The sequence below is a fragment of the Corynebacterium sp. c3Ub_189 genome (assembly GCF_039907195.1).
GTDB lineage: Bacteria > Actinomycetota > Actinomycetes > Mycobacteriales > Mycobacteriaceae > Corynebacterium.
On record NZ_JASBOF010000001.1, the window covers coordinates 187,956 to 213,709 of the forward strand.

General features: G+C 60.7%; 24 protein-coding genes. 20 read left to right on the forward strand and 4 right to left on the reverse strand.

Annotation, left to right across the window (positions count from 1 at the left end; all coding sequences use genetic code 11):
- Positions 1-55 precede the first annotated feature (55 nt).
- The 3 genes from aroB to QKD99_RS00930 all read left to right on the forward strand — a co-directional run bounded on the left by aroB (position 56) and on the right by QKD99_RS00930 (position 2,785).
- A complete protein-coding gene (gene aroB / locus QKD99_RS00920) occupies positions 56-1,126 on the forward strand; it encodes a 3-dehydroquinate synthase (protein WP_347950467.1) in 1,071 nt (356 codons plus the stop codon).
- A gap of 2 nt (positions 1,127-1,128) precedes the next feature.
- Positions 1,129-1,557 carry a type II 3-dehydroquinate dehydratase gene (gene aroQ, locus QKD99_RS00925; protein ID WP_347950468.1) on the forward strand — a complete coding sequence of 143 codons (429 nt, stop codon included), beginning with the start codon at positions 1,129-1,131 and terminating at the stop codon, positions 1,555-1,557.
- A gap of 121 nt (positions 1,558-1,678) precedes the next feature.
- Positions 1,679-2,785 carry an aminopeptidase P family protein gene (locus QKD99_RS00930; protein WP_284867895.1) on the forward strand — a complete coding sequence of 369 codons (1,107 nt, stop codon included), beginning with the start codon at positions 1,679-1,681 and terminating at the stop codon, positions 2,783-2,785.
- Here the strand turns inward: QKD99_RS00930 and QKD99_RS00935 are convergent.
- Complete coding sequence (locus QKD99_RS00935; RefSeq protein ID WP_347950469.1) at positions 2,782-3,678, reverse strand: GDSL-type esterase/lipase family protein; 897 nt, start codon at positions 3,676-3,678, stop codon at positions 2,782-2,784. The two genes, QKD99_RS00930 and QKD99_RS00935, sit on opposite strands and share 4 nt — an antisense overlap.
- Positions 3,679-3,931: 253 nt before the next feature.
- On the opposite strand from QKD99_RS00935, the gene efp reads away from it, so the two are divergent.
- Together efp and nusB are read left to right on the forward strand one after the other, a co-directional pair.
- The gene (gene efp, locus QKD99_RS00940; protein WP_023021466.1) at positions 3,932-4,495 is read left to right on the forward strand and encodes an elongation factor P; all 564 of its coding nucleotides are present in this window, start codon (positions 3,932-3,934) and stop codon (positions 4,493-4,495) included.
- An 11-nt stretch (positions 4,496-4,506) separates the two neighbouring features.
- The gene (gene nusB / locus QKD99_RS00945) at positions 4,507-5,172 is read left to right on the forward strand and encodes a transcription antitermination factor NusB (RefSeq protein ID WP_239277658.1); all 666 of its coding nucleotides are present in this window, start codon (positions 4,507-4,509) and stop codon (positions 5,170-5,172) included.
- Positions 5,173-5,390: 218 nt separating this feature from the next.
- Here the strand turns inward: nusB and QKD99_RS00950 are convergent, their stop codons facing one another.
- The 3 genes from QKD99_RS00950 to QKD99_RS00960 all read right to left on the reverse strand — a co-directional run bounded on the left by QKD99_RS00950 (position 5,391) and on the right by QKD99_RS00960 (position 7,811).
- Complete coding sequence (locus QKD99_RS00950; protein ID WP_284814681.1) at positions 5,391-5,900, reverse strand: YbjN domain-containing protein; 510 nt, start codon at positions 5,898-5,900, stop codon at positions 5,391-5,393.
- On the reverse strand, positions 5,893-6,384 hold the full coding sequence (locus QKD99_RS00955) for a YbjN domain-containing protein (protein WP_297846708.1): 492 nt from the start codon (positions 6,382-6,384) through the stop codon (positions 5,893-5,895). The genes QKD99_RS00950 and QKD99_RS00955 overlap by 8 nt, the downstream gene beginning before the upstream one ends.
- Before the next feature lie 74 nt (positions 6,385-6,458).
- Complete coding sequence (locus QKD99_RS00960; RefSeq protein WP_347950470.1) at positions 6,459-7,811, reverse strand: TIGR01777 family oxidoreductase; 1,353 nt, start codon at positions 7,809-7,811, stop codon at positions 6,459-6,461.
- Positions 7,812-7,956: 145 nt separating this feature from the next.
- Between QKD99_RS00960 and pyrR the strand changes: the two genes are divergently transcribed.
- The 15 genes from pyrR to QKD99_RS01035 all read left to right on the forward strand — a co-directional run bounded on the left by pyrR (position 7,957) and on the right by QKD99_RS01035 (position 25,749).
- Positions 7,957-8,565, forward strand: coding sequence for a bifunctional pyr operon transcriptional regulator/uracil phosphoribosyltransferase PyrR (gene pyrR / locus QKD99_RS00965; protein WP_239277663.1), 609 nt, complete (start codon positions 7,957-7,959; stop codon positions 8,563-8,565).
- 2 nt (positions 8,566-8,567) lie between these two features.
- The gene (locus QKD99_RS00970; protein ID WP_284814700.1) at positions 8,568-9,524 is read left to right on the forward strand and encodes an aspartate carbamoyltransferase catalytic subunit; all 957 of its coding nucleotides are present in this window, start codon (positions 8,568-8,570) and stop codon (positions 9,522-9,524) included.
- 34 nt (positions 9,525-9,558) lie between these two features.
- Entirely contained in the window at positions 9,559-10,896 is a 1,338-nt protein-coding gene (locus QKD99_RS00975) for a dihydroorotase (protein WP_347950471.1), read from the forward strand.
- Positions 10,897-10,919: 23 nt separating this feature from the next.
- The gene (gene carA, locus QKD99_RS00980) at positions 10,920-12,101 is read left to right on the forward strand and encodes a glutamine-hydrolyzing carbamoyl-phosphate synthase small subunit (RefSeq protein ID WP_284867900.1); all 1,182 of its coding nucleotides are present in this window, start codon (positions 10,920-10,922) and stop codon (positions 12,099-12,101) included.
- Between the two features lie 25 nt (positions 12,102-12,126).
- Positions 12,127-15,468 (forward strand): carbamoyl-phosphate synthase large subunit, encoded by a 3,342-nt coding sequence (carB, locus tag QKD99_RS00985; protein WP_347950472.1) that lies wholly within the window; start codon positions 12,127-12,129, stop codon positions 15,466-15,468.
- Positions 15,452-16,291 carry an orotidine-5'-phosphate decarboxylase gene (pyrF, locus tag QKD99_RS00990; RefSeq protein WP_347950473.1) on the forward strand — a complete coding sequence of 280 codons (840 nt, stop codon included), beginning with the start codon at positions 15,452-15,454 and terminating at the stop codon, positions 16,289-16,291. The genes carB and pyrF overlap by 17 nt, the downstream gene beginning before the upstream one ends.
- Before the next feature lie 259 nt (positions 16,292-16,550).
- Entirely contained in the window at positions 16,551-16,871 is a 321-nt protein-coding gene (gene mihF / locus QKD99_RS00995) for an integration host factor, actinobacterial type (protein ID WP_005328460.1), read from the forward strand.
- A gap of 8 nt (positions 16,872-16,879) precedes the next feature.
- Positions 16,880-17,449 carry a guanylate kinase gene (gene gmk / locus QKD99_RS01000; RefSeq protein ID WP_347950474.1) on the forward strand — a complete coding sequence of 190 codons (570 nt, stop codon included), beginning with the start codon at positions 16,880-16,882 and terminating at the stop codon, positions 17,447-17,449.
- A 40-nt stretch (positions 17,450-17,489) separates the two neighbouring features.
- The gene (gene rpoZ, locus QKD99_RS01005; protein WP_005324891.1) at positions 17,490-17,792 is read left to right on the forward strand and encodes a DNA-directed RNA polymerase subunit omega; all 303 of its coding nucleotides are present in this window, start codon (positions 17,490-17,492) and stop codon (positions 17,790-17,792) included.
- Between the two features lie 129 nt (positions 17,793-17,921).
- Positions 17,922-19,169, forward strand: coding sequence for a bifunctional phosphopantothenoylcysteine decarboxylase/phosphopantothenate--cysteine ligase CoaBC (gene coaBC, locus QKD99_RS01010; RefSeq protein WP_294164651.1), 1,248 nt, complete (start codon positions 17,922-17,924; stop codon positions 19,167-19,169).
- Between the two features lie 110 nt (positions 19,170-19,279).
- The gene (gene metK, locus QKD99_RS01015) at positions 19,280-20,512 is read left to right on the forward strand and encodes a methionine adenosyltransferase (RefSeq protein ID WP_239277672.1); all 1,233 of its coding nucleotides are present in this window, start codon (positions 19,280-19,282) and stop codon (positions 20,510-20,512) included.
- Positions 20,513-20,523: 11 nt separating this feature from the next.
- Positions 20,524-22,563: a primosomal protein N' gene (locus QKD99_RS01020; protein ID WP_347950475.1), complete on the forward strand. Its 2,040-nt coding sequence runs from the start codon at positions 20,524-20,526 to the stop codon at positions 22,561-22,563.
- Between the two features lie 99 nt (positions 22,564-22,662).
- On the forward strand, positions 22,663-23,175 hold the full coding sequence (def, locus tag QKD99_RS01025; RefSeq protein ID WP_347950476.1) for a peptide deformylase: 513 nt from the start codon (positions 22,663-22,665) through the stop codon (positions 23,173-23,175).
- A 76-nt stretch (positions 23,176-23,251) separates the two neighbouring features.
- Positions 23,252-24,199, forward strand: a complete 948-nt coding sequence (gene fmt / locus QKD99_RS01030; protein ID WP_347950477.1) for a methionyl-tRNA formyltransferase — start codon at positions 23,252-23,254, stop codon at positions 24,197-24,199.
- Positions 24,196-25,749: a transcription antitermination factor NusB gene (locus tag QKD99_RS01035; protein ID WP_347950478.1), complete on the forward strand. Its 1,554-nt coding sequence runs from the start codon at positions 24,196-24,198 to the stop codon at positions 25,747-25,749. Before fmt ends, QKD99_RS01035 begins: the two co-directional genes overlap by 4 nt.
- Positions 25,750-25,754 lie beyond the last annotated feature (5 nt).

The window sequence follows — 25,754 nt, forward strand, 5'->3', positions numbered from 1 at the left end:
CTCTACCACTAGTTCCTCGCCCCCCTTGGCTCGGCGGCGAACGGAAAGGACCATCATGCCCAGCATTGCCGTTAATGGACCACAGCCCTATGAAGTTCGCATTGGCGCCGATCTCAATTGGGACATCGCGCAGCGCTGCGCGCAGATTGGTGCAGGCCAGGCGGGCATTATCTGCCAGCCGCCCCTGCGTGCCGCGGCCGAGCGCTTAGCAGAACTCGTCGCCGCTGAGGGGGTGGAGCCTACGCTTATCGATGTCCCCGATGCCGAGGCCGCCAAGCAGCTCAGCGTCATCGGCGGCGTGTGGGATCAGCTGGGGGAGAAAGGCTTTAGCCGCCGTGACGTCATCATCGGCCTCGGCGGTGGCGCCACCACCGATTTGGCTGGGTTCGCGGCGGCCGGGTGGATGCGCGGCATCAAGGTCATTCAGGTACCGACCACGCTATTGGCCATGGTTGACGCGGCCGTCGGCGGCAAAACCGGCATCAATACCGCCGCCGGCAAGAACCTCGTTGGCGCTTTTCATGAGCCGGATTCTGTGTTTGTGGATCTGGAGCGCCTCGATACCCTCCCCGCGGCGGAGATCATTGCAGGCTCGGCAGAAATCATCAAAACCGGATTCATCCATGACCCGGTGATCCTTGAACGCTATGACAGTGACCCCGGTGCATGCGTGGACCCGCAGGGCTATCTTCCAGAATTGATCGAGCGCTCTATCGCGGTGAAGGCCGCGGTGGTGGGCGAGGACCTGAAAGAATCGGGCCTGCGTGAAACGCTCAACTACGGCCACACCTTTGGCCATGCAGTGGAGCGCCATGAACAGTATCAGTGGCGCCATGGTAATGCGGTGGCGGTGGGCATGATGTTTATCGCCCACCTAGCGCATGCGCGCGGCCTCATTGACGCGGAACTCGTGGAAAAGCACCGCCGAATCCTGCACAGCATTGGGCTGCCAACCTCGTATAAGGCAGGTCAGTTCGCGGACCTGTATGAGGCAATGACCCACGATAAGAAGAACCGCGACGGAAAGATCCGGTTTGTAGCCTTGACCGGGGTGGGCGAAACGACCCGTCTCGAAGGCCCCACCACGGAAGAGCTAGAGGCGGCCTACGCCGCGATTTCGGAGTAGAAATGAAGATTATTTTCCTCAACGGCCCGAACTTGAACCGCTTAGGAAAGCGGCAACCGGATGTCTACGGTTCCACCACCTTGGCGGATGTAGAACAGATGATCTCCTCGCGCGCCGCCACGCACGGTGCAGAGGTAGAGTGCTTCCAGTCCAACCATGAGGGTGAGCTCATTGAGAAGGTGCATGCTGCCGCGGATGCGGGCCACCCAGTGATTATCAATCCCGGCGGTTTTACCCATACTTCAGTGGCCCTGCGGGATGCCCTGGCTGAGGTAGCCGATGGCGCCGGATTCGTAGAGGTGCATATTTCTAATGTGCATGCGCGCGAGCCCTTCCGCCATCATTCCTATCTCAGTCCTATCGCCCGCGGCGTCATCGCGGGGTTGGGGGTCTTCGGCTACGTGGCGGCAGTGGACTACCTCTGCCAATAGGCACCCCTCGAACGGGCTGGGCGGCAGCCGGCTAGAAAGAATTCCGCCCAACTGCAGGGGCAGGGTCGATATACTGGGTGGATACTTTCTACACCGCAGTCGACCCTAAAAGGATGAAATCATGGCTTTGGCAGATACCCGTTTTAGTGACCGGCGCCGCAAGCTTGCCGCGGAACTAGCCGGCCAGCGCATCGATGCCGTTCTGGTCACCCACCTCACGCACGTGCGCTACCTTTCGGGATTCTCCGGCTCGAATGGCGGGCTATTGCTGCGCAAGGACCTTACCGCGCAGGTTGCTACCGACGGCCGGTACACCACGCAGATCGCCCGCGAAGTTCCCGATCTGGAGGCTATCCAAGGCCGCGCGGTAGGAAAGGTGCTCCTGCAGCAGTTTGCCGATGTCGAGGGACCGATTCGAGTCGGTTTTGAAGCAGACTACCTCTCGGTCTCCGAGCTGAAGGAGCTGGAAGAGTCCGCCCCGGAGTCGGTTACCTTGGTTCCCATCGCCGGGGTCATTGAACAAATTCGCTTGGTCAAGGATTCGCTCGAGCTAGAAAAGCTGGAAGAGATTGCCGCGCTGGCAAATCAGGCGCTGGAGGATCTACTCGCCGCTGGTGAGTTGCGTGCCGGCCGCACCGAGCGCCAAGTGGCCGCCGATTTGGAGTATCGTATGCGCATGCTCGGCTCGGAGCGAGTGAGCTTCGATACCATCGTGGCGTCCGGCCCGAACTCGGCGATGCCGCACCATGGTGCCGATGACCGGGTCATCGAGGACGGCGACCTAGTGACCATCGACTTCGGTGCCCACCTGCGCGGATTCAACTCCGATTGCACCCGCACCTACGTCGTGGGCACGGCGAATGATTTTGCCAAGGAAATCTATGATGTGGTGCTCCGCGCCCAAAAGGCAGGCGTGGCAGCGTCGGTGCCGGGCGCTAAGCTTGCCGACGTCGACGCAGCCTGCCGCGATGTCATCTCCGCCGCCGGCTATGGCGACTACTTTGTGCACTCGACGGGCCACGGCGTGGGCCTCGACGTCCACGAAGCCCCGTTCGCGGCACAAACCGGTAAGGGCGAACTCGCCGCAGGTATGACCCTGACCATCGAGCCGGGCATCTATGTGCCAGGCAAGGGTGGCGTGCGCATCGAAGACACCCTCATCATTACCGATGGTGCGCCGAAAATCATTACCGCCGCGACGAAGGAATTTACTGAACTGCCCGCCTAGTGAGCCAGCACCTTGGAGTTAAGCAGCTGGGCGACATTGCGATTGCCCAGGTGCGTGAGGTGATTAAAGAGATTGTGCGGTACGGAGTACTCCCACTTGCCGGAAATCCAGCGGGAGCTGTCCGGCGCGCACATGCCGTGATCAATGGAGTCGGCGCGTAGGTCGTAGTACTGCACGCCGTTTGCGCGTGCTGCCTTGTACATGGCGCTATTGACCTGGTCCTCACCGGTGCGGACCAGGCCCGCGTAGTCCATGTTGAAACCGGCTTCAGAGGATCCCGGTGCGGAGGTGCGCAGCGGGCATACCGCGCCATTGCGGGCGGAGATGGCGGGATAGCCTACAACGGTGATGCGGGCATTCGGGGCGGCGTGCCGGACCCGCTGGATCGAATGCTTCATACCGTCGTAGTAAGGGTTGGAAGAAGAAAGCGATGGGCGCACGATTTCCTGGAGATCATTGGCGCCAAACTGAATCAATACGTTCTTCGTTTCGCCATTGAGATCATTATTGGCAATGGCTCCGTTGATCTGTTCACCGAAGTCCTTGCGGTGCGACTGGCCAGCGGCCTTCGCCGCAGAGCATGCGTAGTTGGCTACGTGCTGACCAGAAACACGGCCCAATTCGCGGCCGACATTACTCTGACCCTGCGGGCAGCCTTGTGGGGACGGCGCGCCAGGAGCGTCTTCGATGCCGTGGGTAGCAGACGAGAGCGTAGTGCTTGCCGAAGGGGACAGGCTCGAGGTAGTGCCAATTTGGCCATAGGTTGGGTTGGCAAAGACAGAATCGCCGAACATCACGGTCTGGGCGTCTGCCGCCATGGCCTGCGGAGCGGAGAGTGCTGCTACGGCTGCGCCAGTAGCGGTAGCCGCGGCGTAAAGCTTCTTGAGAGGCATCGCAAAAATCCTTGGTAGATATGTGAAAAATCAATAAAGCAAAGCCTTATCGTACAGCGAGTTATTGCTGGATAAAAACCTTTGATTGTTCGCGTGTCTGATGGTTTAGGGCAGGCGACGGGCCCCGAAAGTCACTCCGCTGGTAACTGTGGGGAAGAAATGGGGGACCGGTAATACCCCAAGGGGCAGTTGTCCGGTAGGCTTAAACATTGTTTTCAACCTTTAGTCCACAATTTTCGGGAGTTTAACCGCAATGGCTGATACTACTGATTTCAAGAACGGCCTCGTTCTGAAGATCGACAACAAACTGATGCAGATCGTTGAGTTCCAGCACGTGAAGCCGGGCAAGGGCCCAGCCTTCGTGCGTACCAAGCTCAAGGATGTTGTCTCCGGTAAGACCGTGGACAAGACCTGGAATGCTGGCGTTAAGGTAGAGACCGCTACCGTGGACCGCCGCGATATGACCTACCTGTACAACGATGGCACCAGCTACGTTGTTATGGATGAAAAGACCTTTGAGCAGTTCGAGCTCCCGCCGGAGAAGTTCGGCGATGCCGCTCGCTTCCTGCTGGAGAACATGCGCGTTCAGGTTTCCTTCTACGAGGATGAGGCACTGTTTGCCGAACTGCCTATCTCCGTAGACCTTAAGGTCGAGCACACCGAGCCTGGCCTGCAGGGTGACCGTTCTTCCGGCGGCACCAAGCCCGCCACTCTGGAAACCGGCGCTGAGATCCAGGTTCCGCTGTTCATTGAGATCGGCAACGTCCTCAAGATCGATACCCGTACCGGCGAGTACCTCTCCCGCGTTAACAACTAGGGCATCTGACTGTGTCTGATAACACCCCTAAGCGCGATATCAACTACAAGCGGCACACCGCGCGGTACCGCGCGCGTCGTCGTGCCGCCGATATCCTCTACGAGGCAGAAAACAGGGACGTTGACCCCGTTGCCATCGTGGAGGATCGCATCGCATTGGCACGTGAGGATCGCAATGCGGTAGCACCTGTCGCCGAATACACGCAGGTCATTGTCAAGGGCGTCGCTGAAGAGCTGGATGCCATCGATGACACCATCTCTCGCTTCCTTGCCGAGGACTGGGAACTGCACCGCATCCCGGCCGTTGACCGTGCGATCCTGCGCCTATCGGTGTGGGAGCTGCTGTTCAACCCGGATATTCCCACCGCTACTGCAGTCGTGGAAGGCGTGGAGATTGCCTCCCAGTACTCTAACGACCAAGCGGCTCCATACATTCACGCCGTGTTGGATGACGTGGCGCAATCCCGTTCTGCGGAAAACCCGATGTCCGCAGAACACCAGGGCAGCGATGCGGATGCCGACGGCGAGGATACGACCGACGAGGAGTCGGTAGACTCTAAGAACGCGGAAGATGCGGCCGAGGATACCTCCGCATCCACCGCTTCGGACTCCGCTGCCGCGGCCGACGGCTCGGCTGTAGCAGACGGTTCTGCGCAGCAGGACCCCACTGCGGAATAGCCAGATTTAGACTGGCCCGCATACTTAAACCGCCCGCCCAGCTCGATGGTGAAGAGCTGTGGCGGGCGGTATTTTCATGGCCAAGACAGAGCCAATCGACGCCCATTTTCGTGTCTCCATGTGCCCAGAACGGCCAAGAGGAAAAAGAACTCTCCCCGTCATCCTTGCGCCGTTGTTAAGGCGGAAGGAGAGGGGAGAGCAGTGGAGACTAGAGCGGCTTAGCTCTGCGCAGCGTCGCCTGCGGCGGCATCGTCAGAACCAGCCTTGGCTGCGGTCTCGGAGCCAAGCTTGGCCATCTCTTCGGCGGCAGAAACCATGGCATCCTGGCCGCGAATGACGCCATCTACGGCGGTCTTCAGGGCAGCCTGCAGCTGCTCGTCGGTCATGCCGGCGGCGGCAGGGATATCGCGCTCGGTGCGCACCACGAGCATGTCATCGTGCTCCGAGATAACTGCGCGGGCGCCGAAGGCTACGGAGTTGATCTGGTTAGCCGCGAGGAAGAGGCCGGCGTCGGCTTTGGAATAGGCGGCGTCGGTAGGCACATCGCAACGGACAATAACTACGGAGTCGAGAACGGCGAACATAGTGGGCAGGCCGTTGAGGTTGGCGGTAGCTGCCTCAATATCGCTGTCCATCTTGGTCAATTCGATGTCGAAGGTGCGCATGGCCTCGACAACGCGGTCCAGGGTGATCTCCGGCAGATTGTTTTCGGTAGAGGCATTAGTCATGGTTGTGCTCCTCCCAAGTCACGAGCTGTGGGTAGTGTTCTTCCACGAAGGCGAAGGACTGCAGCATAGAATCCAGCGTGGACATCACGAAGGCGCCGATCTGATTGCGGGACAAACCGTGGGCAATGTTGATCTCGCGCACGCCGGAGACGGCGAGGTTATTCTCGGCGGACTCAAAGAAGCGCAGGGTCGGCGCGAAGTGCTGCTGGTTCCACTGGTTGAGCGCCGTCAACAGGCTTGGGCCCTCAGAAGAAGGCACATTGCCGCGCCAGACGGAATCCGCCACGAGCACATCATCGCGCACCTGCATGGCGATGGCGACGTTGGAGAAACCCGTGCGCAGGATCTGCACGGTTTCTTCCTCGCTTACTGGCTGTTCTTCGAGGCGGTATTCCAGGTTCTCAGATGCAAAGATCTCGCCGATGCGCTCGAGAGTTACGGGCTCTACCGGCGTATCGGGATACAGGGTTGGTTCTTCAGACACTTAAGTAGTCTCAATCCATGTACTAATCGGGGATAAAGGTCAACCTTTGCTAGTTTACCTAAGTTCTTATCTAGCTACTGGGACTGCCATAGGTGCTCGCCGCCAAGTTCGTGGGCGAGAGCAGTATCGATCGTGGGGTACCGGAACGTATGCCCGGTGTTTTGAAGAACGGTGGGGCTTACGCGTTGTTGCGCCAAGGCCAACTCTTGGGCGCCTTCCTTGCCCAGCAAGATTGCGGGACCGAAGGGTGGAACGGGGAGCAGGGCTGGGCGATGTAGCTCGGCACCAAGGGCTTTGACGAAGTCCTTGTTGAGTACCGGGTTAGGCGAGGCCGCATTGACGGGGCCTTCTAGCGAATCGTCCACGATGGCGCGGAAGTAGGCATCTGTCAGGTCATCGAGGGCGACCCAGCTGAACCAGAACTCACCGTCGCCGAAGGGGCCGCCTAGGCCGGTGGAGAAGAGGGCACGCAGCAGCGGCAGGAGGCCGGAACCGCCCGACATGGCGATGCCGGTACGAATATTGACTACGCGAGTGCCCGCGGCGCGGGCGGGTTCGCAGGCGCGCTCCCAGTCGACCACCACGTCTGCCAGGAAGCCCTCGCCAGGTGCGGAGTCTTCGGTGAGGACCTCATCGCCGCGGTCGGATCCGTAGTAGCCCACGGCAGAGGCGCAGACCATGGTGTCGACGGAATCCGTGGTGCCCGCTAGACGGGCTAGGCGCTCGGTGGGGCCAACGCGGGAATCGCGGATGGCGGCCTTGTGCTCGTCATTAAAGCGGCCGAAGATGGGCTCGCCCGCCAGGTGGACGAGGACGTCGACGCCGCGTAGGAGGTCGGGATCGGGCTGCTCCGGGCGCCAGGTGCGCTGGCCCTTGGAAGCCGTGCCGCGCACGAGCTGGATCACCGTGTGCCCGGCGGTGCGCAGCTGTGCGCTGAGCGCTGCACCCACGCTGCCGCGGGAGCCGGTTACGGCGATGGTTAGTGGTTCGGTGTTTAAGGAGGCGTCGGCAAGCCGCCGGAGAAAGGAAAAATCCTCAATGAGCTGGTGCTGCCGATAAGCAAAGACCGATTCCAGCGCCGCCGAAGGGATGCGGGTAGTGACTTCATCGCGAACGAGCGTGCCGTCCGGGTGATCCGCAAAGGTGTGGTGGTGCTGCCATGTGGCAAATTTGCGAATGGGCGAGTTCACGCACACATCGGTGAACTCATAGCCCTCGCGATACTGGGAAAGTTTATGCTGAGCAGTCCAGCGCAGGCCGCCCGGAAGGCCCAGGATGGAGGTGCCATCGCCCAGATTCTCTGCTTGCTGGATGGGTTTCATGAAGGCAAAGGGCGCGTTCAGACGGGTTAAAGCGCCTTGGCGGGTATGCCATTGCCAGACCTGCTCGCGCGGGGCGGGGACTATGTGTTCGGCGGAAAAACTCACTGACTGATACGCCTCCTTCTTTTCGCCCTCACCCAAATGGTGGGGAAGGTGCTAGAGTATTCTGTGTCTAAGAGCATAGACATTTTTGAGACCATCAACCGGCATCCTTTAAAGACCGCACCGTGAGGCGGGGAAGGAGGTCACGATGAGTGGAACTGACGCTACCGCGAAGCAGCTAGAGCTTTTAAGCTCCGATGATGTTTCGCGTACCGTTGCACGCATCGCGCACCAGATCATTGAAAAAACGGCGCTCGATTCCGCGGACGCACCGCGGGTCATTCTGCTTGGCATTCCCTCTGGTGGCGTGCCACTTGCACAGCGCCTAGCGCACAAGATTGAAGAATTTTCCGGGGTCGCAGTCCCATGGGGCTCTCTCGATATCACTCTCTACCGCGATGACCTTTTGAATAAGCCGCATCGCGCACTCCAACCGACGACGATTCCCACCGGTGGCATCGATAATGCCATCGTCATCTTGGTCGACGATGTGCTGTATTCCGGCCGCACAATCCGCGCCGCCTTGGACGCGTTGAGTGACGTGGGCCGTCCGGACATTATTCAGCTGGCCGTCTTGGTAGATCGCGGCCACCGCGAGGTTCCTATCCGCGCCGACTATGTGGGTAAGAATCTGCCCACCGCGCGAGAAGAAGACGTCACCGTATACAACAGCGAGATTGACGGCCGGGATGCGGTCGTATTGACCCGAGCCGCCGCAACAACTGACGGAGCTGGCTCCGAAACGGGGGAGGCATAACCATGAAGCACCTCATCGATATGGCAGAGCTGGACCGAAGCGAAATTATCGGTCTGATGGATGAAGCGGATCGCTTCCGGGAGGCCCTAGAAGGCCGCGAAGTAAAGAAGCTGCCGACCCTGCGGGGGCGGACTATCTATACCCTCTTTTATGAAAACTCCACCCGCACCCGCTCTTCCTTTGAAACGGCCGGCAAGTGGATGTCCGCGGACGTCATTAACCTGTCTGCCTCCACCTCCTCGGTAAAGAAGGGCGAGTCCCTGAAGGATACGGGCCTTACCTTGGCCGCCATCGGCGCCGATGCGATCATCATGCGCCACCCTTCCTCTGGTGCGCCCCAGCAGCTAGCCCAGTGGGTTGCCCCTAATGGCAAGGGTCCTTCAGTGATTAACGCGGGCGACGGCGCGCACCAGCACCCAACGCAGGCGCTTCTCGACGCCGTCACGGTGCGTCAGCGCCTGGGACTGCATAGCGACGAAGGCTTTGCCGGCCTGAAGGTCAAGATTGTGGGCGATTGCCTGCACTCGCGCGTCGTACGCTCCAACGTAGATTTGCTCACCACTCTTGGTGCTGAGGTAACCCTCGTGGGCCCAGCCACCCTCATGCCCTTTGGGGTAGAGAATTGGCCAGTGCGCGTGTCCTATGACTTTGATGCGGAAATCGCAGACGCCGACGTCGTCATGATGCTGCGCGTGCAGCAGGAGCGCATGAACGGCGGCTTCTTCCCCTCCCACCGCGAGTATGCCAACCTCTTTGGCCTGTCTAAGGATCGCGCGGCGGCCATGCATAAGGACGCCATCGTCATGCACCCAGGCCCGATGCTGCGCGGCATGGAGATTAACTACGGCGTCGCAGATTTGGACAAGACTGCGGTCCTGCAGCAGGTGCACAACGGTGTACACGCCCGCATGGCGGTGCTGTTTACCCTGCTGACCAATGGCGAAAACGCCGGCATTTAAACCCGCGACCCACACTCAACTTTAGGGAGAGACAATGACTACTTACCCGGAAACCGGTCGCCTTTCCGCGCCGGCGGAAACCCCACTGGTGATTAAGAATGTGCGCCTGTACGGCGAAGGCGAGCCCACCGATGTCGTGGTCAAGGACGGCATCATCGCTACGATTGGCGCCACGGCAGAAGCCGAGGATGCACAGGTCATCGACGGCCAGGGCAACGTGCTCTTGCCAGGCCTGGTAGATATGCACGTGCACCTGCGCGAGCCCGGCCGCGAGGACACCGAGACCATCGAGACCGGCTCCAAGGCTGCCGCCAAGGGCGGTTTCACCGCCGTGTTCACCATGGCTAATACCAACCCGGTGACCGACCAGCCAATCATCGCTGAGTCCGTATGGGCCAAGTCCCAAGCACTGGCGCTGTGCGATGTCCACCCGGTGGGCTCCATTACCAAGGGCCTGGAAGGCAAGACCCTCACTGAGTTCGGCATGATGGCGCGCTCGGACGCCAAGGTCCGCATGTTCTCCGATGACGGCAAGTGCGTCCAAGATCCGCAGCTGATGCGTCGCGCCTTGGAATACGCCAAGGGCATGGACGTGCTGCTGGCTCAGCACGCCGAGGATGACCGCATGACCGCCGGTGCTTCCGCCCATGAAGGCGAGACCGCGGCCAAGCTCGGCCTGCGCGGGTGGCCGCGCGTGGCGGAAGAATCCATCGTGGCCCGCGACGCCCTATTGGCGCGCGACTACGGCAACCGCGTGCACATCTGCCACGCCTCGACCCAGGGCACCGTGGAGCTGCTGAAGTGGGCAAAGGAGCAGGATATTCCTCTCACCGCCGAGGTAACCCCGCACCACCTGTTGATGACCGATGACAAGCTGCGCACCTACGATGGCCTCTTCCGCGTCAACCCGCCGCTGCGCGAACAGCGCGATACCAAGGCCCTGCGCGAGGCGCTGCTTAACGGCACCATCGATTGCGTTGCCACCGACCACGCCCCGCACGGCTCCGAAGACAAGTGCGTGGAGTTTGAAAATGCCCGCCCTGGCATGTTGGGCCTGGAATCTTCCTTGGCCGTCATCGCCAAGATCTTCGTCGAGTCCGGCCTGGCTGATTGGCGCTTTGTCGCTCGCGTCATGTCCGAACGCCCCGCAGAAATTACCCGCCTGCCGGGCCATGGCCGTCCCATCGCAGAAGGCGAGCCTGCCAACTTGACCATTGTGGACCCAGACCACCATTGGGTTTCTGATTCCGCCAAGCTGGCCTCCAAGTCCGAAAACAACCCGTACGCTGGCGAAGAATTTGGTGCCCGCGTTACCCACACCATTTTGCGAGGTGCCGTTACTTTTGACTTGGCAGCCTCCGAAGAAGACTAACCTTGCACACTGAGACCACCTATATGGCAGAGAAAGGCCACGACGTGACTGATAGAACCCCAGCAATCCTCGTTCTCGCGGACGGGCGCACCTTCCGCGGTTATGGCTTTGGCGCCACCGGCACCACCTTGGGCGAGGCCGTATTCACCACGGCGATGACCGGCTACCAGGAGACCATGACGGACCCGTCTTACCACCGCCAGATTGTGGTTTCCGCAGCGCCGCACATTGGCAATACCGGTTGGAACGACGAGGACAATGAGTCCCACGGCAACCACATCTGGGTTGCGGGCCTCGTCATCCGCGACCTCGCGCAGCGCGTATCCAACTGGCGCGCGGAGCGCAGCCTGAGCGAGGAGATGGAAAAGCAGGGTGTCATTGGCATCCGCGGCATCGATACCCGCACCTTGGTGCGCCACCTGCGCAACTACGGCTCCATTGCCGCCGGCCTGTTCTCCGGCGAAGATGCAAAGCGCCCAGTAGAAGAGTTGCTCAAGGAAGTTAAGTCCCAGGACTCTATGGAAGGCGCTGATCTTGCCGCAGAAGTATCTACCGACGAGCCGTACACGGTTGAGGCCGTAGGGGAGAAGAAGTACACCGTCGTTGCCTTCGACATGGGTGTGAAGAGCGCAACCCCGCGCCACTTCTCCCAGCGCGGTATCGAAACCATCGTCGTGCCCGCAAATACCTCCTTTGACAAGGTGAAGTCCTATAACCCGGACGGCGTCTTCGTCTCCAACGGCCCGGGCGACCCGGCTACCGCCGACGAAATGGTGGGCATCATCAAGCAGGTGCTCGAAGCCAAGATCCCGTTCTTTGGCATCTGCTTTGGCAACCAGCTCCTGGGCCGCGCGCTTGGCCTGGACACCTACAAGATGAAGTTCGGCCACCGTGGCATCAACGTGCCGGTGCGCAATAACGTGACCGGCAAGATTGATATCACCTCTCAGAACCACGGCTTCGCGCTGAAGGCACCGGAAGGCTACGACCTAGACAGCAAGGACGCCGAGTTCGCCACCGACTTCGGCCCCGCCCAGGTCACCCACATCTGCCTCAACGACGACACCGTCGAGGGCGTGGCATTGCGCAACGGCATGGCCTACTCCGTGCAGTACCACCCAGAATCCGCGGCGGGCCCGCACGATGCCAACCCGCTATTTGATCAGTTTGAAGAACTGATGGCTAACCACACCCCAAATAAGTAGACCACCAGGAAAAGGAAGAATAACTATGCCAAAGCGCAACGACATCAACCACGTCCTGGTCATCGGCTCCGGCCCGATCGTCATCGGCCAGGCTTGCGAGTTTGACTACTCCGGTACCCAGGCCTGCCGCGTGCTCAAGGAGGAGGGCCTGCGCGTAACGCTGGTCAACTCCAACCCGGCCACCATCATGACCGACCCTGAGTTTGCGGACCACACCTACGTGGAGCCCATTGAGCCGGAATACATCGAAAAGATTCTGGTCAAGGAACGCGAAGAGGGACACCCCATCGACGCCGTGCTGGCTACCCTGGGCGGCCAGACCGCGCTAAATGCCGCAGTTCAGCTCGACCGCCAAGGAATTTTGGACAAGTACGGCATAGAGCTCATCGGCGCAGATATTGACGCCATCGAGCGCGGCGAGGACCGCCAGAAGTTCAAGGACATCGTCGCCTCCATCGGCGGTGAGTCCGCCCGCTCCGCTGTGTGCCACAACATGGATGAGGTCCACGAGACCGTCGACAAGCTTGGCCTGCCCGTTGTTGTCCGCCCTTCCTTCACCATGGGCGGCCTGGGCTCCGGTCTGGCCTTTAATAATGAGGACCTGGATCGCATCGCCGGCGGCGGCTTGGCCGCATCCCCTGAGGCCAACGTGCTCATTGAGGAATCCATCCTGGGCTGGAAGGAATACGAGCTCGAGCTCATGCGCGATGGCGATGACAACGTCGTGGTCGTTGCCTCCATAGAAAACGTCGACGCCCTAGGCGTGCACACCGGCGATTCCGTCACCGTCGCCCCGGCGCTGACGCTTACTGACCGTGAGTTCCAGAAGATGCGTGACTTGGGCATTGCCATCATCCGCGAGGTCGGCGTCGATACCGGCGGCTGCAATATCCAGTTCGCGGTCAACCCGGACGACGGCCGCATCATCGTCATCGAGATGAACCCGCGCGTTTCCCGTTCCTCCGCGCTCGCCTCCAAGGCCACCGGTTTCCCGATTGCCAAGCTGGCTGCCAAGCTCGCCATTGGCTACACCTTGGACGAGGTGCAAAACGACATCACCGGCGAGACCAAGGCAGCTTTCGAGCCGACCCTGGACTACGTCATTGTCAAGGCCCCACGCTTTGCTTTTGAGAAGTTCCCGGGTGCCGATGACACCTTGACTACCACCATGAAGTCTGTGGGCGAGGCCATGGGCATCGGCCGCAACTACATCGCGGGCCTGAACAAGGTCATGCGTTCTTTGGAAAACAAGCCGAATGGCTTCTGGACCAAGCCGGATGAGTACTTCGCGGGCGAGCGTGCCACTGACCTGCAGGCCGTGCTCAAGGATCTGGAGCGCCCAACCGAGGGCCGCATGTACGACATCGAGCTAGCCCTTCGTCTTGGCGCTTCTGTAGACGAGGTCCATGAGGCTTCCGGCGTAGACCCATGGTTCATCGCTGAGCTGGCCACGTTGGTGGCCTTCCGCCAGGAGCTTATCGACGCCCCAGTGCTCACCGAGGAGCTGCTGCGCGAGGCCAAGGTCTTTGGGCTTTCCGACGCCCAAATTGCCGCCCTTCGCCCCGAATTCAACGGCGAGGATGGCGTCCGCAGCCTGCGCTGGCGCATGGGCATCCGCCCCGTGTACAAGACGGTAGATACCTGTGCTGGCGAGTTCGAAGCACAGACCCCGTACCACTACAGCTCCTATGAGCTTGACCCGGATGCCGAGACCGAGGTTCGCCCGGCACCGGAAGGCTCCAAGGGCAAGGTCATCATTTTGGGCTCCGGCCCTAACCGCATTGGTCAAGGTATCGAGTTTGACTACTCCTGCGTTCACGCGGCCCTGGAACTTTCGGATCAGGGCTACGAGACCGTCATGGTCAACTGCAACCCGGAGACCGTCTCCACCGACTATGACACCGCAGACCGCCTCTACTTCGAGCCGCTGACCTTCGAGGATGTCATGGAGGTCTACCACGCGGAGGCCGCTTCCGGTGACGTTGCCGGTGTGATCGTCCAGCTGGGTGGACAGACACCACTGGGCCTCGCTGCCCGCCTAGAGGAGGCAGGCGTTCCGGTTGTGGGCACCAGCCCCGCAGCTATCGACTCCGCCGAGGACCGCGGCGAATTTGGCAAGGTCCTCGATGAGGCAGAATTGGCAGCACCGGAATACGGCACCGCCACCTCCTTCGCGGAGGCCCGCGAGGTTGCTTCCTCCATCGGCTACCCGGTACTGGTTCGTCCGTCCTACGTGCTGGGCGGCCGCGGTATGGAAATCGTCTACGACGAAAAGGCGTTGGAAGACTACATCGAACGTGCCACAGAGCTGTCTCCGGACCACCCGGTTCTGGTGGACCGCTTCTTGGATTCCGCTATCGAGATTGATGTTGATGCGCTGTGCGACGGCACCGAGGTCTACTTGGGTGGCGTCATGGAGCACATCGAGGAGGCCGGTATCCACTCCGGTGACTCCTCCTGTGCGCTGCCTCCGATGACACTTGGACCCGAGGACATTGAAAAGGTCCGCACGTCCACCCGATTGCTCGCCGAGGGCATTGGCGTCAAGGGCCTGATGAATGTCCAATTCGCCTTGAAGGACGACATCCTCTATGTCATCGAGGCGAACCCACGTGCTTCCCGTACCGTGCCGTTCGTATCCAAGGCCACTGGCGTACCGCTGGCTAAGGCAGCTTCTCGCGTCATGATGGGCTCGAGCATCGCGGATCTGCGTGCCGAAGGTATGATTCCTTCCGAATACGACGGTGGCTCTTTGCCGCTGGAACACCCGATTGCCGTCAAGGAAGCAGTCTTGCCGTTCAACCGCTTCCGCCGCCCTGATGGCAGCCTTCTCGATACGCTGCTCTCGCCAGAGATGAAGTCCACCGGTGAGGTCATGGGCTTGGCTACCAACTTTGGTGCGGCCTATGCCAAGGGCGAAATCGCGGCCTTTGCCGTACCGCCCACGGAGGGCACCGTCTTCGTTTCTGTTGCCAACCGCGACAAGCGCACCCTGATCTTCCCCATTCAGCGCCTGGCCAACATGGGCTACAACATCGTCGCTACCGCCGGCACCGCGCAGATGCTGCGCCGCAACGGTATCGAGTGTGAGGTTGCCGCCAAGGTCTCTGAGGCCAAGGATGGCGAAGAGTCCATCGTGGATAAGATTTTCAATGGCGAGATTGACTGGATTCTCAATACTCCTGCCGGCTCCGCGGGTGCCCGCCACGATGGCTACGATATCCGCGCCGCCGCCGTGCACATGGAGATCCCGCTGGTGACCACCGTGCAGGGTGTAACCGCGGCCGTCCAAGGCATCGAAGCTATGCGCATTGGCAACCTGCAGGTACGCGCACTCCAGGAGCTTGAGCATGGCCCACAGCACTAAAGGATTTGGCGAGCGGCTAGAAGAAGCCGGGCAGGAACGTGGGCGCCTGTGCGTTGGCATCGACCCGCATCCATATCTCTTGGAGAAATGGGGGCTGGAGCCCACCGCTGAAGGTCTGCGGACCTTTAGCATGCGCTGCGTTGAAGCCTTTAGCGATACCGCCGCCTTGGTAAAGCCACAGGTCGCTTTCTTTGAGCGCTTTGGCTCTCAGGGCTTTGCGGTCCTCGAAGAAGTCCTAGCTTCCCTGCGGGAAGCGGGGTGCCTGACTGTCGCCGATGCCAAGCGCGGCGATATTGGTTCCACCATGGCCGGCTATGCAGATGCGTGGCTCGGCGAAAGCTCGCCGCTGCGCGCAGACTCTGTGACCGTGTCACCCTATCTAGGCGTTGGCGCACTGGGGCCGGTTTTCACCAAGGCCGAAGAAACCGGCCGCGGTGTATTCGTCCTGGCGGCTACCTCCAACCCGGAGGCACGTGCCATTCAGTCGGTCCCGGTGGGCGAGGAGAGCACTATCGCTCAGGGTGTCGTTGATGAATGCGCCGCGTTCAATGTCGAGGCACACAAGGCCGACAAGCCTGGCGATGTCGGCGTAGTCGTCGGCGCTACGTTGGACAATCCGCCGCGCCTCGATGCACTCAATGGTCCGGTGCTTCTGCCCGGTGTTGGCGCCCAGGGCGCTGGCCCAGAGCAGGTGCACGGCATTGTTTCTGCTCATCCATCGCTGGGATTTGCCAATGTGTCCCGAGCAGTGCTGGAGCAGGGTCCGGACGTCGCTGACCTGCGCAAAGCAGTTGCTCAGGTGGCAGCGGAGTTCCGGGACTAAAAGGGGCGGCGTGGCTGATTAACAGCCGCGCCGTTTACCTGGTACTTTGTTTAAGGTATGTGCGGTGACGTGCTAAAATAGGCGTGCTTTTGGACCCGCTAATCGTCACCGTTCAATGAGCAGTGCTAGGATTACCAGAAGTCGGTTTGCTCGAAGGTTATTAATAACTTTCCGCGGTGTATTAACTGCGTTAGGCAACCGTAATCTGGTACCAAGTACTAGACGTAACAGAATCAATCTAATGAATCGGAGGAAACCCGTGGCCCTTCCAAAGTTGACTGATGAGCAGCGCAAGGAAGCTCTCGCAAAGGCCGCTGAGGCCCGCAAGGCTCGCGCCGAGCTCAAGGCTGCGCTCAAGCGCGGCGAGACCGACCTGAAGGACGTGCTCGAAAAGGCCGAGACTGATGAGATCATCGGCAAGACCAAGGTTTCTGCACTCCTCGAGGCTCTGCCGAAGGTTGGCAAGGTCAAGGCTAAGGAAATCATGGAGGACCTGGAGATTGCTCAGACCCGTCGTCTGCGCGGCCTAGGTGAGCGTCAGCGTCGTGCTCTCCTCGAGCGTTTCGGCTACGGCGAATAGTCACAACCATGGCTGACGCAACTACACGCGGGCGCCTCGTCGTATTGGCGGGGCCTTCCGCAGTGGGAAAATCCACCGTAGTTTCGCGTCTGCGCAGTGACGTCGAGGGGCTGTATTTCAGCGTGTCTATGACCACGCGCCAGCCCCGCCCCGGGGAGCAGGACGGTGTCGACTACTTCTTCGTCACCCCAGAAATCTTTCAGCAGCGAATCGATGCCGGGGAGATGCTCGAATGGGCTGATATCCACGGCGGGTTGCAGCGCTCTGGAACGCCTGCCCAGCCGGTAGAGGAAGCTTTGGCCGCTGGCCGGCCGGTACTCGTTGAGGTTGACCTCGCGGGTGCTCGGAGTGTTAAGAAAGCGCTGCCGGAGGCAGACCTGGTCTTTTTGGCACCCCCGTCATGGGAGGTACTTGTGGAGCGGCTTACCGGCCGCGGTACCGAGCCGCAAGACGTCATTGACCGTAGGTTGCAAACTGCGCATGAGGAACTAGCCGCACAGGACGAGTTCGATCACGTCGTTGTGAACGAGGATCTGGACGAGGCAGTATCTGCCATTAGTGATATCCTGCGGGCATAGACCTCCTTTTTGACCATCTTCAATCAATGTAAAGGTGCATGTGACTAACGTGACCACCCCTTCTAACACTGAAGCCGCAAAGGCGGAACCAGTATTTGATGATCCGATCGGCATTACTGATCCCCCGATCGATGAGCTTTTGGACAAGGTTTCCTCTAAGTACGCTTTGGTCATCTTTGCCGCTAAGCGCGCACGCCAGATCAATAGCTACTACCAAGAGCAGGATGAAGGTGTCTTCGAGTTCGTAGGCCCGCTGGTTACCCCAGAGCCAGGCGAAAAGCCTTTGTCCATCGCATTGCGCGAGATTGATGCTGGCCTGCTTGACCACGAGGAAGGCAAGTAGCTAGCACTAAGCGTGTAATAGCTTTAAGGCTCCACGCGCCGCCACGGATGTGCATCCCCGAATTAGGGTGCACCTCTTGGTCGCGGCGGGTGGAGCCTTTCTCTACGTCGGCAGGTACCATCGGGCGGTGTGACTGATAAAGATACCTCTCGCAATATTGTTCTGGGCGTCGCTGGCGGCATCGCTGCCTTCAAGGCGTGCCACCTCGTGCGCAACCTCAAAGAAGGGGGCGATGATGTCCGCGTTGTCCCCACGGAAAGTGCACTGAACTTCGTGGGCGCGGCCACGTTTGAGGCACTGTCCGGCCATCCCGTCGCCACGAGTGTGTTTCAGGCCGTGGATGAGGTGCAGCACGTCAACGTAGGACAGCATGCGGATGCAGTGGTCATTGCGCCCGCCACCGCGGATCTTATCGCGCGCTTGGCTGCAGGCCGAGCAGACGATTTGCTCACGGCCACCGTATTGGTCGCAACGTGCCCGGTTATTGTGGCCCCGGCCATGCACACTGAGATGTGGCATAACCCCGCTACGCAGGACAACGTGGCTACTTTGCGACGCCGCGGTATTACCGTCATCGAGCCCGCCCACGGACGCCTTACCGGCAAGGATTCTGGCCCAGGTCGTTTGCCGGAGCCGGAACAAATCGCCGAGATTATCCGTACTGAACTGGCAGGCTATCGAGTGCAGCACACCTGGCAGGGCAAGAAAGTCGTCATATCGGCCGGCGGTACCCAGGAAGAGCTGGATCCGGTCCGATACTTGGGTAATCGCTCTTCCGGCAGGCAGGGATTCGCGCTCGCGGAATGGGCCGCCCAGATGGGGGCCAAGGTCACCCTCGTTGCGGGTAATACCGCCCAGCTTCCTGTGCCAAGCGGTGCGAAGCTCCGGCACATTGTCTCCACCCGTGAGTTGGAGGACGCCATGCGCGAGGAGTCCCGCGATGCGAACGTGGTGATCATGGCCGCTGCAGTCTCTGACTTCCGTCCGGCGGTGGTCGCCGAATCAAAGATGAAGAAGGGACAGGCAGACGATGCACTCTCGACGCTCCATCTGGTGGAAAACCCGGATGTGCTCAAAGGGCTCGTCGCTGCGCGCGAGCGCTCGGAAATCCCTGCCGAGTGCGTAATTGTGGGGTTCGCCGCCGAAACCGGTGATGCTCAGAAGTCCGCCTTGGACTACGCCCAGGAAAAGTTTGCGCGTAAAGGCTGCGATGTGCTCATGGCCAATGAGGTTGGGCGTGGAAAGACTTTTGGTCAAAAGTCCAGCGAGGGGTGGATCTTGCGCCCGGATTCCGCGCCGCAACGCGTGGAGCATGGCTCGAAGCAGGTTGTCGCCGCTCAGATTCTTTCGGCCGTGAATGAAATGTTTCAAGGGTAGACAACTAAAATTGCTTTTATAGACCGCTTGGTCTAGGCTTGCGAGGTATTAGGCTTGGGCGTAGAAAACCCACAGCATCGAATCAACAGTGAGAACATAAGGAAGTTTTTGTGACTGATAACGCTGCAGTGGCAACTCGTCTTTTTACCAGCGAGTCCGTTACGGAAGGCCATCCCGATAAGATTTGTGACGCCATTTCTGACGCCATCCTTGATGCCCTGCTAGAAAAGGATCCAGCATCCCGCGTGGCCGTTGAGACGTTGGTAACCACCGGCCAAGTCCACGTGGTGGGCGAGGTTCGCACCGAGGCATACGTAGAAATCCCGGCGCTGGTGCGTGACACCCTTAAATCCATCGGCTTTACTTCTTCAGAAGTCGGCTTTGATGGCAATACTTGCGGTGTGAATATCGCCATCGGCGAGCAGTCCCAGGAAATTGGCGCGGGCGTAGATAACTCCACTGAAGCCCGCGCCCACGACGAGGACTATGATGCCGAAAACGATACCGCTGGCGCAGGCGACCAGGGCCTGATGTTCGGCTATGCTTCCAATGAGACCGCAGAGTACATGCCACTGCCTATCGCTTTGGCGCATCGCCTGTCCCGCCGCCTGACGCAGGTACGTAAGGAAGGCATCGTCGATCACCTCCGCCCGGATGGCAAGACCCAGGTGACTTTTGCTTACACCGACGACAATGAGCCGTCCCACCTGGATACCGTGGTCATTTCCACGCAGCACGATGCCGAGGTCGATAGCGCTTGGTTGGAAGGTCCCTTGCGCAGTGAGGTCCTTGAATGGGTTATCAAGGACGCCGGCTTGGACAAGTACTACACCGAAGAGACGACCTTGTTGGTCAACCCTTCCGGTTCCTTCATTCTTGGCGGACCGATGGGCGATGCCGGTCTTACCGGCCGCAAGATCATCGTCGATACCTACGGCGGCATGGCTCGCCACGGCGGCGGCGCCTTCTCCGGCAAGGACCCAAGCAAGGTGGACCGTTCCGCTGCTTATGCCATGCGCTGGGTGGCTAAGAATATCGTCGCGGCGGGCTTGGCAGATCGCGCTGAAGTCCAGGTGGCTTATGCCATCGGCCGCGCCAAGCCGGTCGGCTTGTATGTGGAGACCTTTGGTACCGCCAAGGAAGGGCTGAGCGATGCGAATATCCAGGCTGCGGTGAATCAGGTATTTGACCTGCGCCCGGCCGCTATCATTCGCGAGCTCGACCTGTTGCGTCCCATCTATGCGCAAACTGCGGCCTACGGACACTTTGGCCGCACCGACGTTGAGCTGCCGTGGGAGCAGTTGAACCGAGTGGAAGCATTGCGTGCTGCCGCTGGTCTGTAGAATCGAGGCCTATGCCTAAGAAAACACCCGCCACCCGGAAGCCGGTTGCGCGGGTGTTGCCTCTTTTAGGGGTTGCGCACCTGGACCGAGGATTTGATTACCTCGTTGAAGAGGCAGACTCGGAAGAAGTCCAACCGGGGATTAAGGTGCGCATCCGCTTCAACGGGCGCTTGGTGGACGCGATTGTCATAGAACGCCGGCATGATTCTGATTTTGGCGGCAACCTGCGCTTTATCGAGCGCATCATCTCACCCTTCCAGGTTTATCCGCCGCAGCTGGCCCGGCTTGTCGACGCCCTCGCTGACCGCTACGGCGGGGTACGCTCAGACATTATCCGCTCCGCCATCCCGCCGCGGCACGCCAAAGCGGAAGAATCCGACCTAGAAACCCCGTGGGAGGAGCTCGGCACCACGACCGAGCCCGACCTATCAGGATGGTCGGCCTATCAACATGGCGAGGCTTTCGTCGATTCGATTCTGGCCGGCAAGCTCGCCCGTGCCGCCTGGCAAATCGCCCCGGGCGATGATTGGGCACATGCGCTGGCTGCACTCGCTGCCAAAGTGGCGCTTGGGGGAGGAGGGGTTCTCCTCGTCGCCCCGGACCAGAAGGGCGTTGATGCTTTAGACGCCGCGCTTCGCCAGGTCCTTGGGGCAAAGCAGATTACGGTGCTGACTAATAGCATGGGCCCGCAGGCGCGCTATCGCCGCTATCTCTCCGCTCTAGTGGGCCAAGCCCGCGTGGTCATTGGCACCAGGTCCGCCGCTTTTGCCCCAGTCAAAGACCTGCAACTGGCGGTGATCCTCGATGATGGCAATGATAATTTGGTTGACAACCTCAAGCCCTATGTCCACGCGAGGGAAGTACTTACCACCCGCTCAGCCTTCGAAGGCTGCAGCATGGTTTTGGCCAACCATTCGCGGACAGCAGAGACACAACTGCTCGTGGAATCCGGATGGGCGCACGACGTGGTGGCCAAAGAGCAGACCATATCGGCGCGTTGCCCGGCTATCGAGGCGGTGGGGTCGTTCGGTCTGTCTATCGCCCGCGACCTCCAGGGCGGCACCACAAAAGTACAGGCGCAGGCCTTCCAAGCCGCCCACCAGGCGCTGGATAGAGGAGAGCCCGTGTTGGTGCAGGTCCCGCGCAAGGGGTATGCGCCCATTTTGGCCTGTGGCCAGTGCCGAGCGCCGGCTCGCTGCCGGCATTGCAATGGGCCATTGGGGCTGCCGCCCAAGGGGGCGTCGGCAAGCGCAGGCTCGGACGAAGCGGGAATGCCTACCTGCCGCTGGTGCGGTCGCATTGAGGCGCGGCATCGGTGCACCGAATGCGGGTCTCCGCGCCTGCGGGCCATCGTGTTGGGCTCGGAGCGCACTGCGGAAGAAATGGGCCGGGCCTTTCCCAATACGCGGGTGGTGGTCTCGGGCGGAAACAAGGTGCTCGATGCGGTGGACAATGCGCCGGCGCTGGTCATTGCCACCCCTGGTGCGGAACCGAGAGTAAACGATGGAGCCTATGGCGCGGCGTTGCTCTTGGATGCCGGGGCATTGCTCAACCGGCAAGACCTGCGCGCCACGGAGGATACCCTAGCGAAGTGGGCGCAGGCGGCTACCTTGGTGCAGCCGCATTTCAAGGGTGGTCGAGTAATCCTGGCGGCCGATGACTCGCTTACCGTAGTCCAGCATTTCCTGCGTTGGGATATGGTGGGCGCGGCCGCGGCAGAGCTTGCTGCCCGGCGCGAAGTGCGCTTCCCGCCCGCGGTGCATTTTGCTGCCATCGACGGTGCGGATGCATCCTTGGATGGCTTTGCCGAGCTTGTGGATCTTCCCGACCACGCGGAGGTATTAGGACCAGTTCCCCTTCCGCCGGGGCAGAGCCTGCCTGGTGACTACGATAGCCAGCGCTTTGGCCCACCGCAGCGGTTGGTCGTGCGCACCCCGCTGGGGCCGCGGTCCCAATTGGGGCGGGCTTTGCGCAGCGCCAACGCCGCGCGCAGCGCCCGAAAGGATGACCTGCCTTTGCGCATTGTGGTTGACCCTATCCACGTGGGTTAGCCATATCGGGGCCATAGGCGCTCATGCGCTAATCTCGACGGAGGAAGCCGCCACCGCCGGCCGGCTTGGTCTCGGTGCTATGAGAAAGGTGTGATTGCCATGTCCCTTCGAGAGCTGCGCATCTACGGCGACCCAGTCTTGGGTAGCCGCGCGGAGGAAATTAGTAAATTTGATGCCGGTCTGCGTGCTCTGGCGAGCGATATGCTCGAGACCATGGACAAAGCTGGGGGAGTAGGGCTAGCGGCTAATCAGGTGGGGATTTTGAAGCGAATCTTCGTCTATGACTGCTCGCATACCCAATCTGGGCTGCGTGGGGCGATTGTTAACCCGGCCTGGACTCCGGTGGGAGAGCAGCAGCAAACAGGCCCGGAAGGATGCCTATCCATTCCGGGAATTAGCGCGGAAACCACGAGGTTCAACCAGGTTTTTGTGACTGGCCAGGATATTGAGGGGCGCCCTGTGTCCATGGTGGCCTCAGGACTGATGGCTCGGTGCATCCAGCATGAGACGGACCACCTCGATGGGGTGCTCTTCCTACAACGCTTGGAGGCGCCAGTGCGCAAGGAGGCCATGCGCGCCATCCGTGAATCCGAGTGGTTTAACGCCTCGTAGCCCGCTCGCTGTGGCGGCAGCGTTGCGGCGTTGTAGCCTAGTATTTTGAACGACATTAAGAGGAGAGTTTCCCCGCATGCGGATTATTTTTGCCGGTACCCCTGAGCCAGCCGTTGTGGCCTTGGAAAAGCTGCTTGCCTCGTCGCACGAGGTGGTGGCGGTAATCACTCGCCCAGACGCGAAGAAGGGCCGCGGCCGCACTCTTCACCCGAGCCCAGTGAAGGCGCTCGCCCAGGAACGCGGCATTGAAGTATTGACTCCAACCACCCTGCGCCTTGACTCGGAGGATGGTCAGGCGCTGCGCTCCCGCTTAAAGGAATTGCAACCAGAGGCGATTCCGGTGGTGGCCTACGGCAATCTGGTAACTAAGGACCTGCTGGAACTACCACAGCATGGCTGGGTAAACCTGCATTTTTCCTTGCTTCCGGCATGGCGCGGCGCGGCACCAGTGCAGGCGGCCATTGCCGCAGGCGATGACGTGACCGGCGCATCAACCTTCCGCATTGAAGAGGGCCTTGATACCGGCCCGGTGCTCGGCACCGTGACGGAGGAGATTAAAGGCACCGATACTGCTGATGACCTGTTGACGCGCCTTGCCTATTCCGGTGGCGATCTGCTTGTGGCCACCATGGATGGCTTAGCGGCGGGGCAGCTGGAGGCACAACCGCAGCAGGGTGAGGCTACCTATGCGCCGAAAATCTCTACCGCGCAGGCCCGCGTGGAGTGGACCCAACCGGCATTTGCCATCGATCGGCACATTCGCGCACATACGCCTGGTCCGGGTGCATGGACCATGTGGGACGAGGCCCGCGTGAAGATTGGACCGGTCAGCCTCATAGAAGAGGCGGCGGTTCCACAGGAACTAGAACCAGGGCAGCTGCACATTGCCAAGAATGCCGTATTCATCGGTACCGGTACGCAGCCAGTCCAGCTGGGTAAAATCCAGCCTCCGGGAAAGAAGATGATGAATGCGGCCGATTGGGCCCGTGGACTAGGCAAGGATGCCGAGGTGAAGTTTCAATGAGTGGTGGTTTCCGTTCCCGCAGCAAGTCCGGGGATAAGTCGCCGGCGGGTAAGCCGCAGGACTCCCACAAATCCGCTGGTGCGAAGGGCCGCGGTGGCCGCCCGCAACGGCAGCAGCATGTTAGCCGCGGTGGGCAGCACAGGGGCCGGCAGGCTGCTGCTAAGGGCCAGCGTCCCGGCAAGCGCCAGGAAAGCGGCCTGATTCAGGCCGCGCTGGCTGCGGGCGTGGATGCGCCGCGTGCGGTCGCCTTCGACGTGGTGCGCAGGGTAAGCGAGGATGATGCTTTTGCCAACCTCATTTTGCCCAAGGCGCTGCGCAAGCAAAAGCTCAAGGGGCGCGATGCCGCCTTCGCCACCGAAATCACCTACGGGACGCTGCGCACCCTTGGCGTAGTTGATGCCGTCATCGCAGAGTGCTCTTCGCGCGGCCTCGAGGCCATTTCCCCAGCTGTGGTTGATGCCTTGCGCCTAGGCACCTATCAAGTTCTTTATACCCGCGTGGAGCCACACGCGGCGGTTGATACCACCGTTCGTTTGGTAGAAGCCGCCGGTGAAGTCAAGGCCAAGGGCTTTGCTAATGGCATCATGCGCACCATTACGCGGACGCCGGCCAAGGCCTGGCTGGACAAGCTCGCTCCACAGGGGGAGATCGCCGGCATCGCCTTTAAGCATGCCCACCCCACCTGGATTGCGGAATCGTTTAGCCGCGTGTTGGGCCTAGGGGAGTTGGAGGCTGCCCTGGCGGCGGATTCGGATCGACCTTCGGTGCATCTAGTGGCGCGCCCCGGGGAAATCTCGGCCGAGGAATTGGCCCTGATGACCGGCAATGCGGAGGGGCGTTATTCCCCGTATGCGGTGTACATGGAATCCGGTGACCCCGGCCAATTGGAACCTGTGCGCCAGGGATTGGCGGCCGTCCAGGACGAGGGCTCGCAGCTGATTGCCCGCGCGGTATGCGAGGCGCCCCTTGAGGGCGAGGACACCGGCCGGTGGCTGGATCTCTGCGCCGGTCCCGGCGGTAAGGCGGCCTTGATGGGCGCGCTTGCCCGCATCGACTCCGCGCACGTGGATGCGGTGGAGGTATCCCCGCACCGAGCGGCGCTGATTGAAAAGACGGTCAGCGATCTACCCGTGGACGTCCATGTGGCCGATGGCCGCAATCCCGGCGTGGGAGAGGGCTTTGACCGCGTGCTTGTCGATGCCCCCTGTTCCGGCCTTGGCGCGCTCCGTCGCCGCCCCGAGGCGCGGTGGCGCAAGTCGGAGGCCGATATTGCCGAGCTTAACCAGCTGCAATTCGAGCTCTTGTCTTCCGCATTAAACCTGGTGCGTCCAGGTGGCGTGGTCATCTATTCCACCTGTTCGCCAGATCTGCGCGAAACCCGGGGCATCGTTGACCGCGCTGTGCGCGAACTTGGCGCGGAAGAACTCGACGCACATGCTCTCATTCCTGATATGGGCGATGTGGGCCATGAGAAATCCGTGCAGATGTGGCCGCATCGGCACGGTACCGACGCCATGTTCTTTGCGGCCCTTCGCCGCGCAGCCGACTAATCGCG

Coding starts and splice junctions, on each gene's coding strand:
- aroB (WP_347950467.1), top strand. CDS start 56: ATGCCCAGCATTGCCGTTAATGGACCACAGCCCTATGAAGTTCGCATT.
- aroQ (WP_347950468.1), top strand. CDS start 1,129: ATGAAGATTATTTTCCTCAACGGCCCGAACTTGAACCGCTTAGGAAAG.
- QKD99_RS00930 (WP_284867895.1), top strand. CDS start 1,679: ATGGCTTTGGCAGATACCCGTTTTAGTGACCGGCGCCGCAAGCTTGCC.
- QKD99_RS00935 (WP_347950469.1), bottom strand. CDS start 3,678: ATGCCTCTCAAGAAGCTTTACGCCGCGGCTACCGCTACTGGCGCAGCC.
- efp (WP_023021466.1), top strand. CDS start 3,932: ATGGCTGATACTACTGATTTCAAGAACGGCCTCGTTCTGAAGATCGAC.
- QKD99_RS00950 (WP_284814681.1), bottom strand. CDS start 5,900: ATGACTAATGCCTCTACCGAAAACAATCTGCCGGAGATCACCCTGGAC.
- pyrR (WP_239277663.1), top strand. CDS start 7,957: ATGAGTGGAACTGACGCTACCGCGAAGCAGCTAGAGCTTTTAAGCTCC.
- QKD99_RS00970 (WP_284814700.1), top strand. CDS start 8,568: ATGAAGCACCTCATCGATATGGCAGAGCTGGACCGAAGCGAAATTATC.
- QKD99_RS00975 (WP_347950471.1), top strand. CDS start 9,559: ATGACTACTTACCCGGAAACCGGTCGCCTTTCCGCGCCGGCGGAAACC.
- carA (WP_284867900.1), top strand. CDS start 10,920: ATGGCAGAGAAAGGCCACGACGTGACTGATAGAACCCCAGCAATCCTC.
- carB (WP_347950472.1), top strand. CDS start 12,127: ATGCCAAAGCGCAACGACATCAACCACGTCCTGGTCATCGGCTCCGGC.
- pyrF (WP_347950473.1), top strand. CDS start 15,452: ATGGCCCACAGCACTAAAGGATTTGGCGAGCGGCTAGAAGAAGCCGGG.
- gmk (WP_347950474.1), top strand. CDS start 16,880: ATGGCTGACGCAACTACACGCGGGCGCCTCGTCGTATTGGCGGGGCCT.
- QKD99_RS01020 (WP_347950475.1), top strand. CDS start 20,524: ATGCCTAAGAAAACACCCGCCACCCGGAAGCCGGTTGCGCGGGTGTTG.
- def (WP_347950476.1), top strand. CDS start 22,663: ATGTCCCTTCGAGAGCTGCGCATCTACGGCGACCCAGTCTTGGGTAGC.
- fmt (WP_347950477.1), top strand. CDS start 23,252: ATGCGGATTATTTTTGCCGGTACCCCTGAGCCAGCCGTTGTGGCCTTG.
- QKD99_RS01035 (WP_347950478.1), top strand. CDS start 24,196: ATGAGTGGTGGTTTCCGTTCCCGCAGCAAGTCCGGGGATAAGTCGCCG.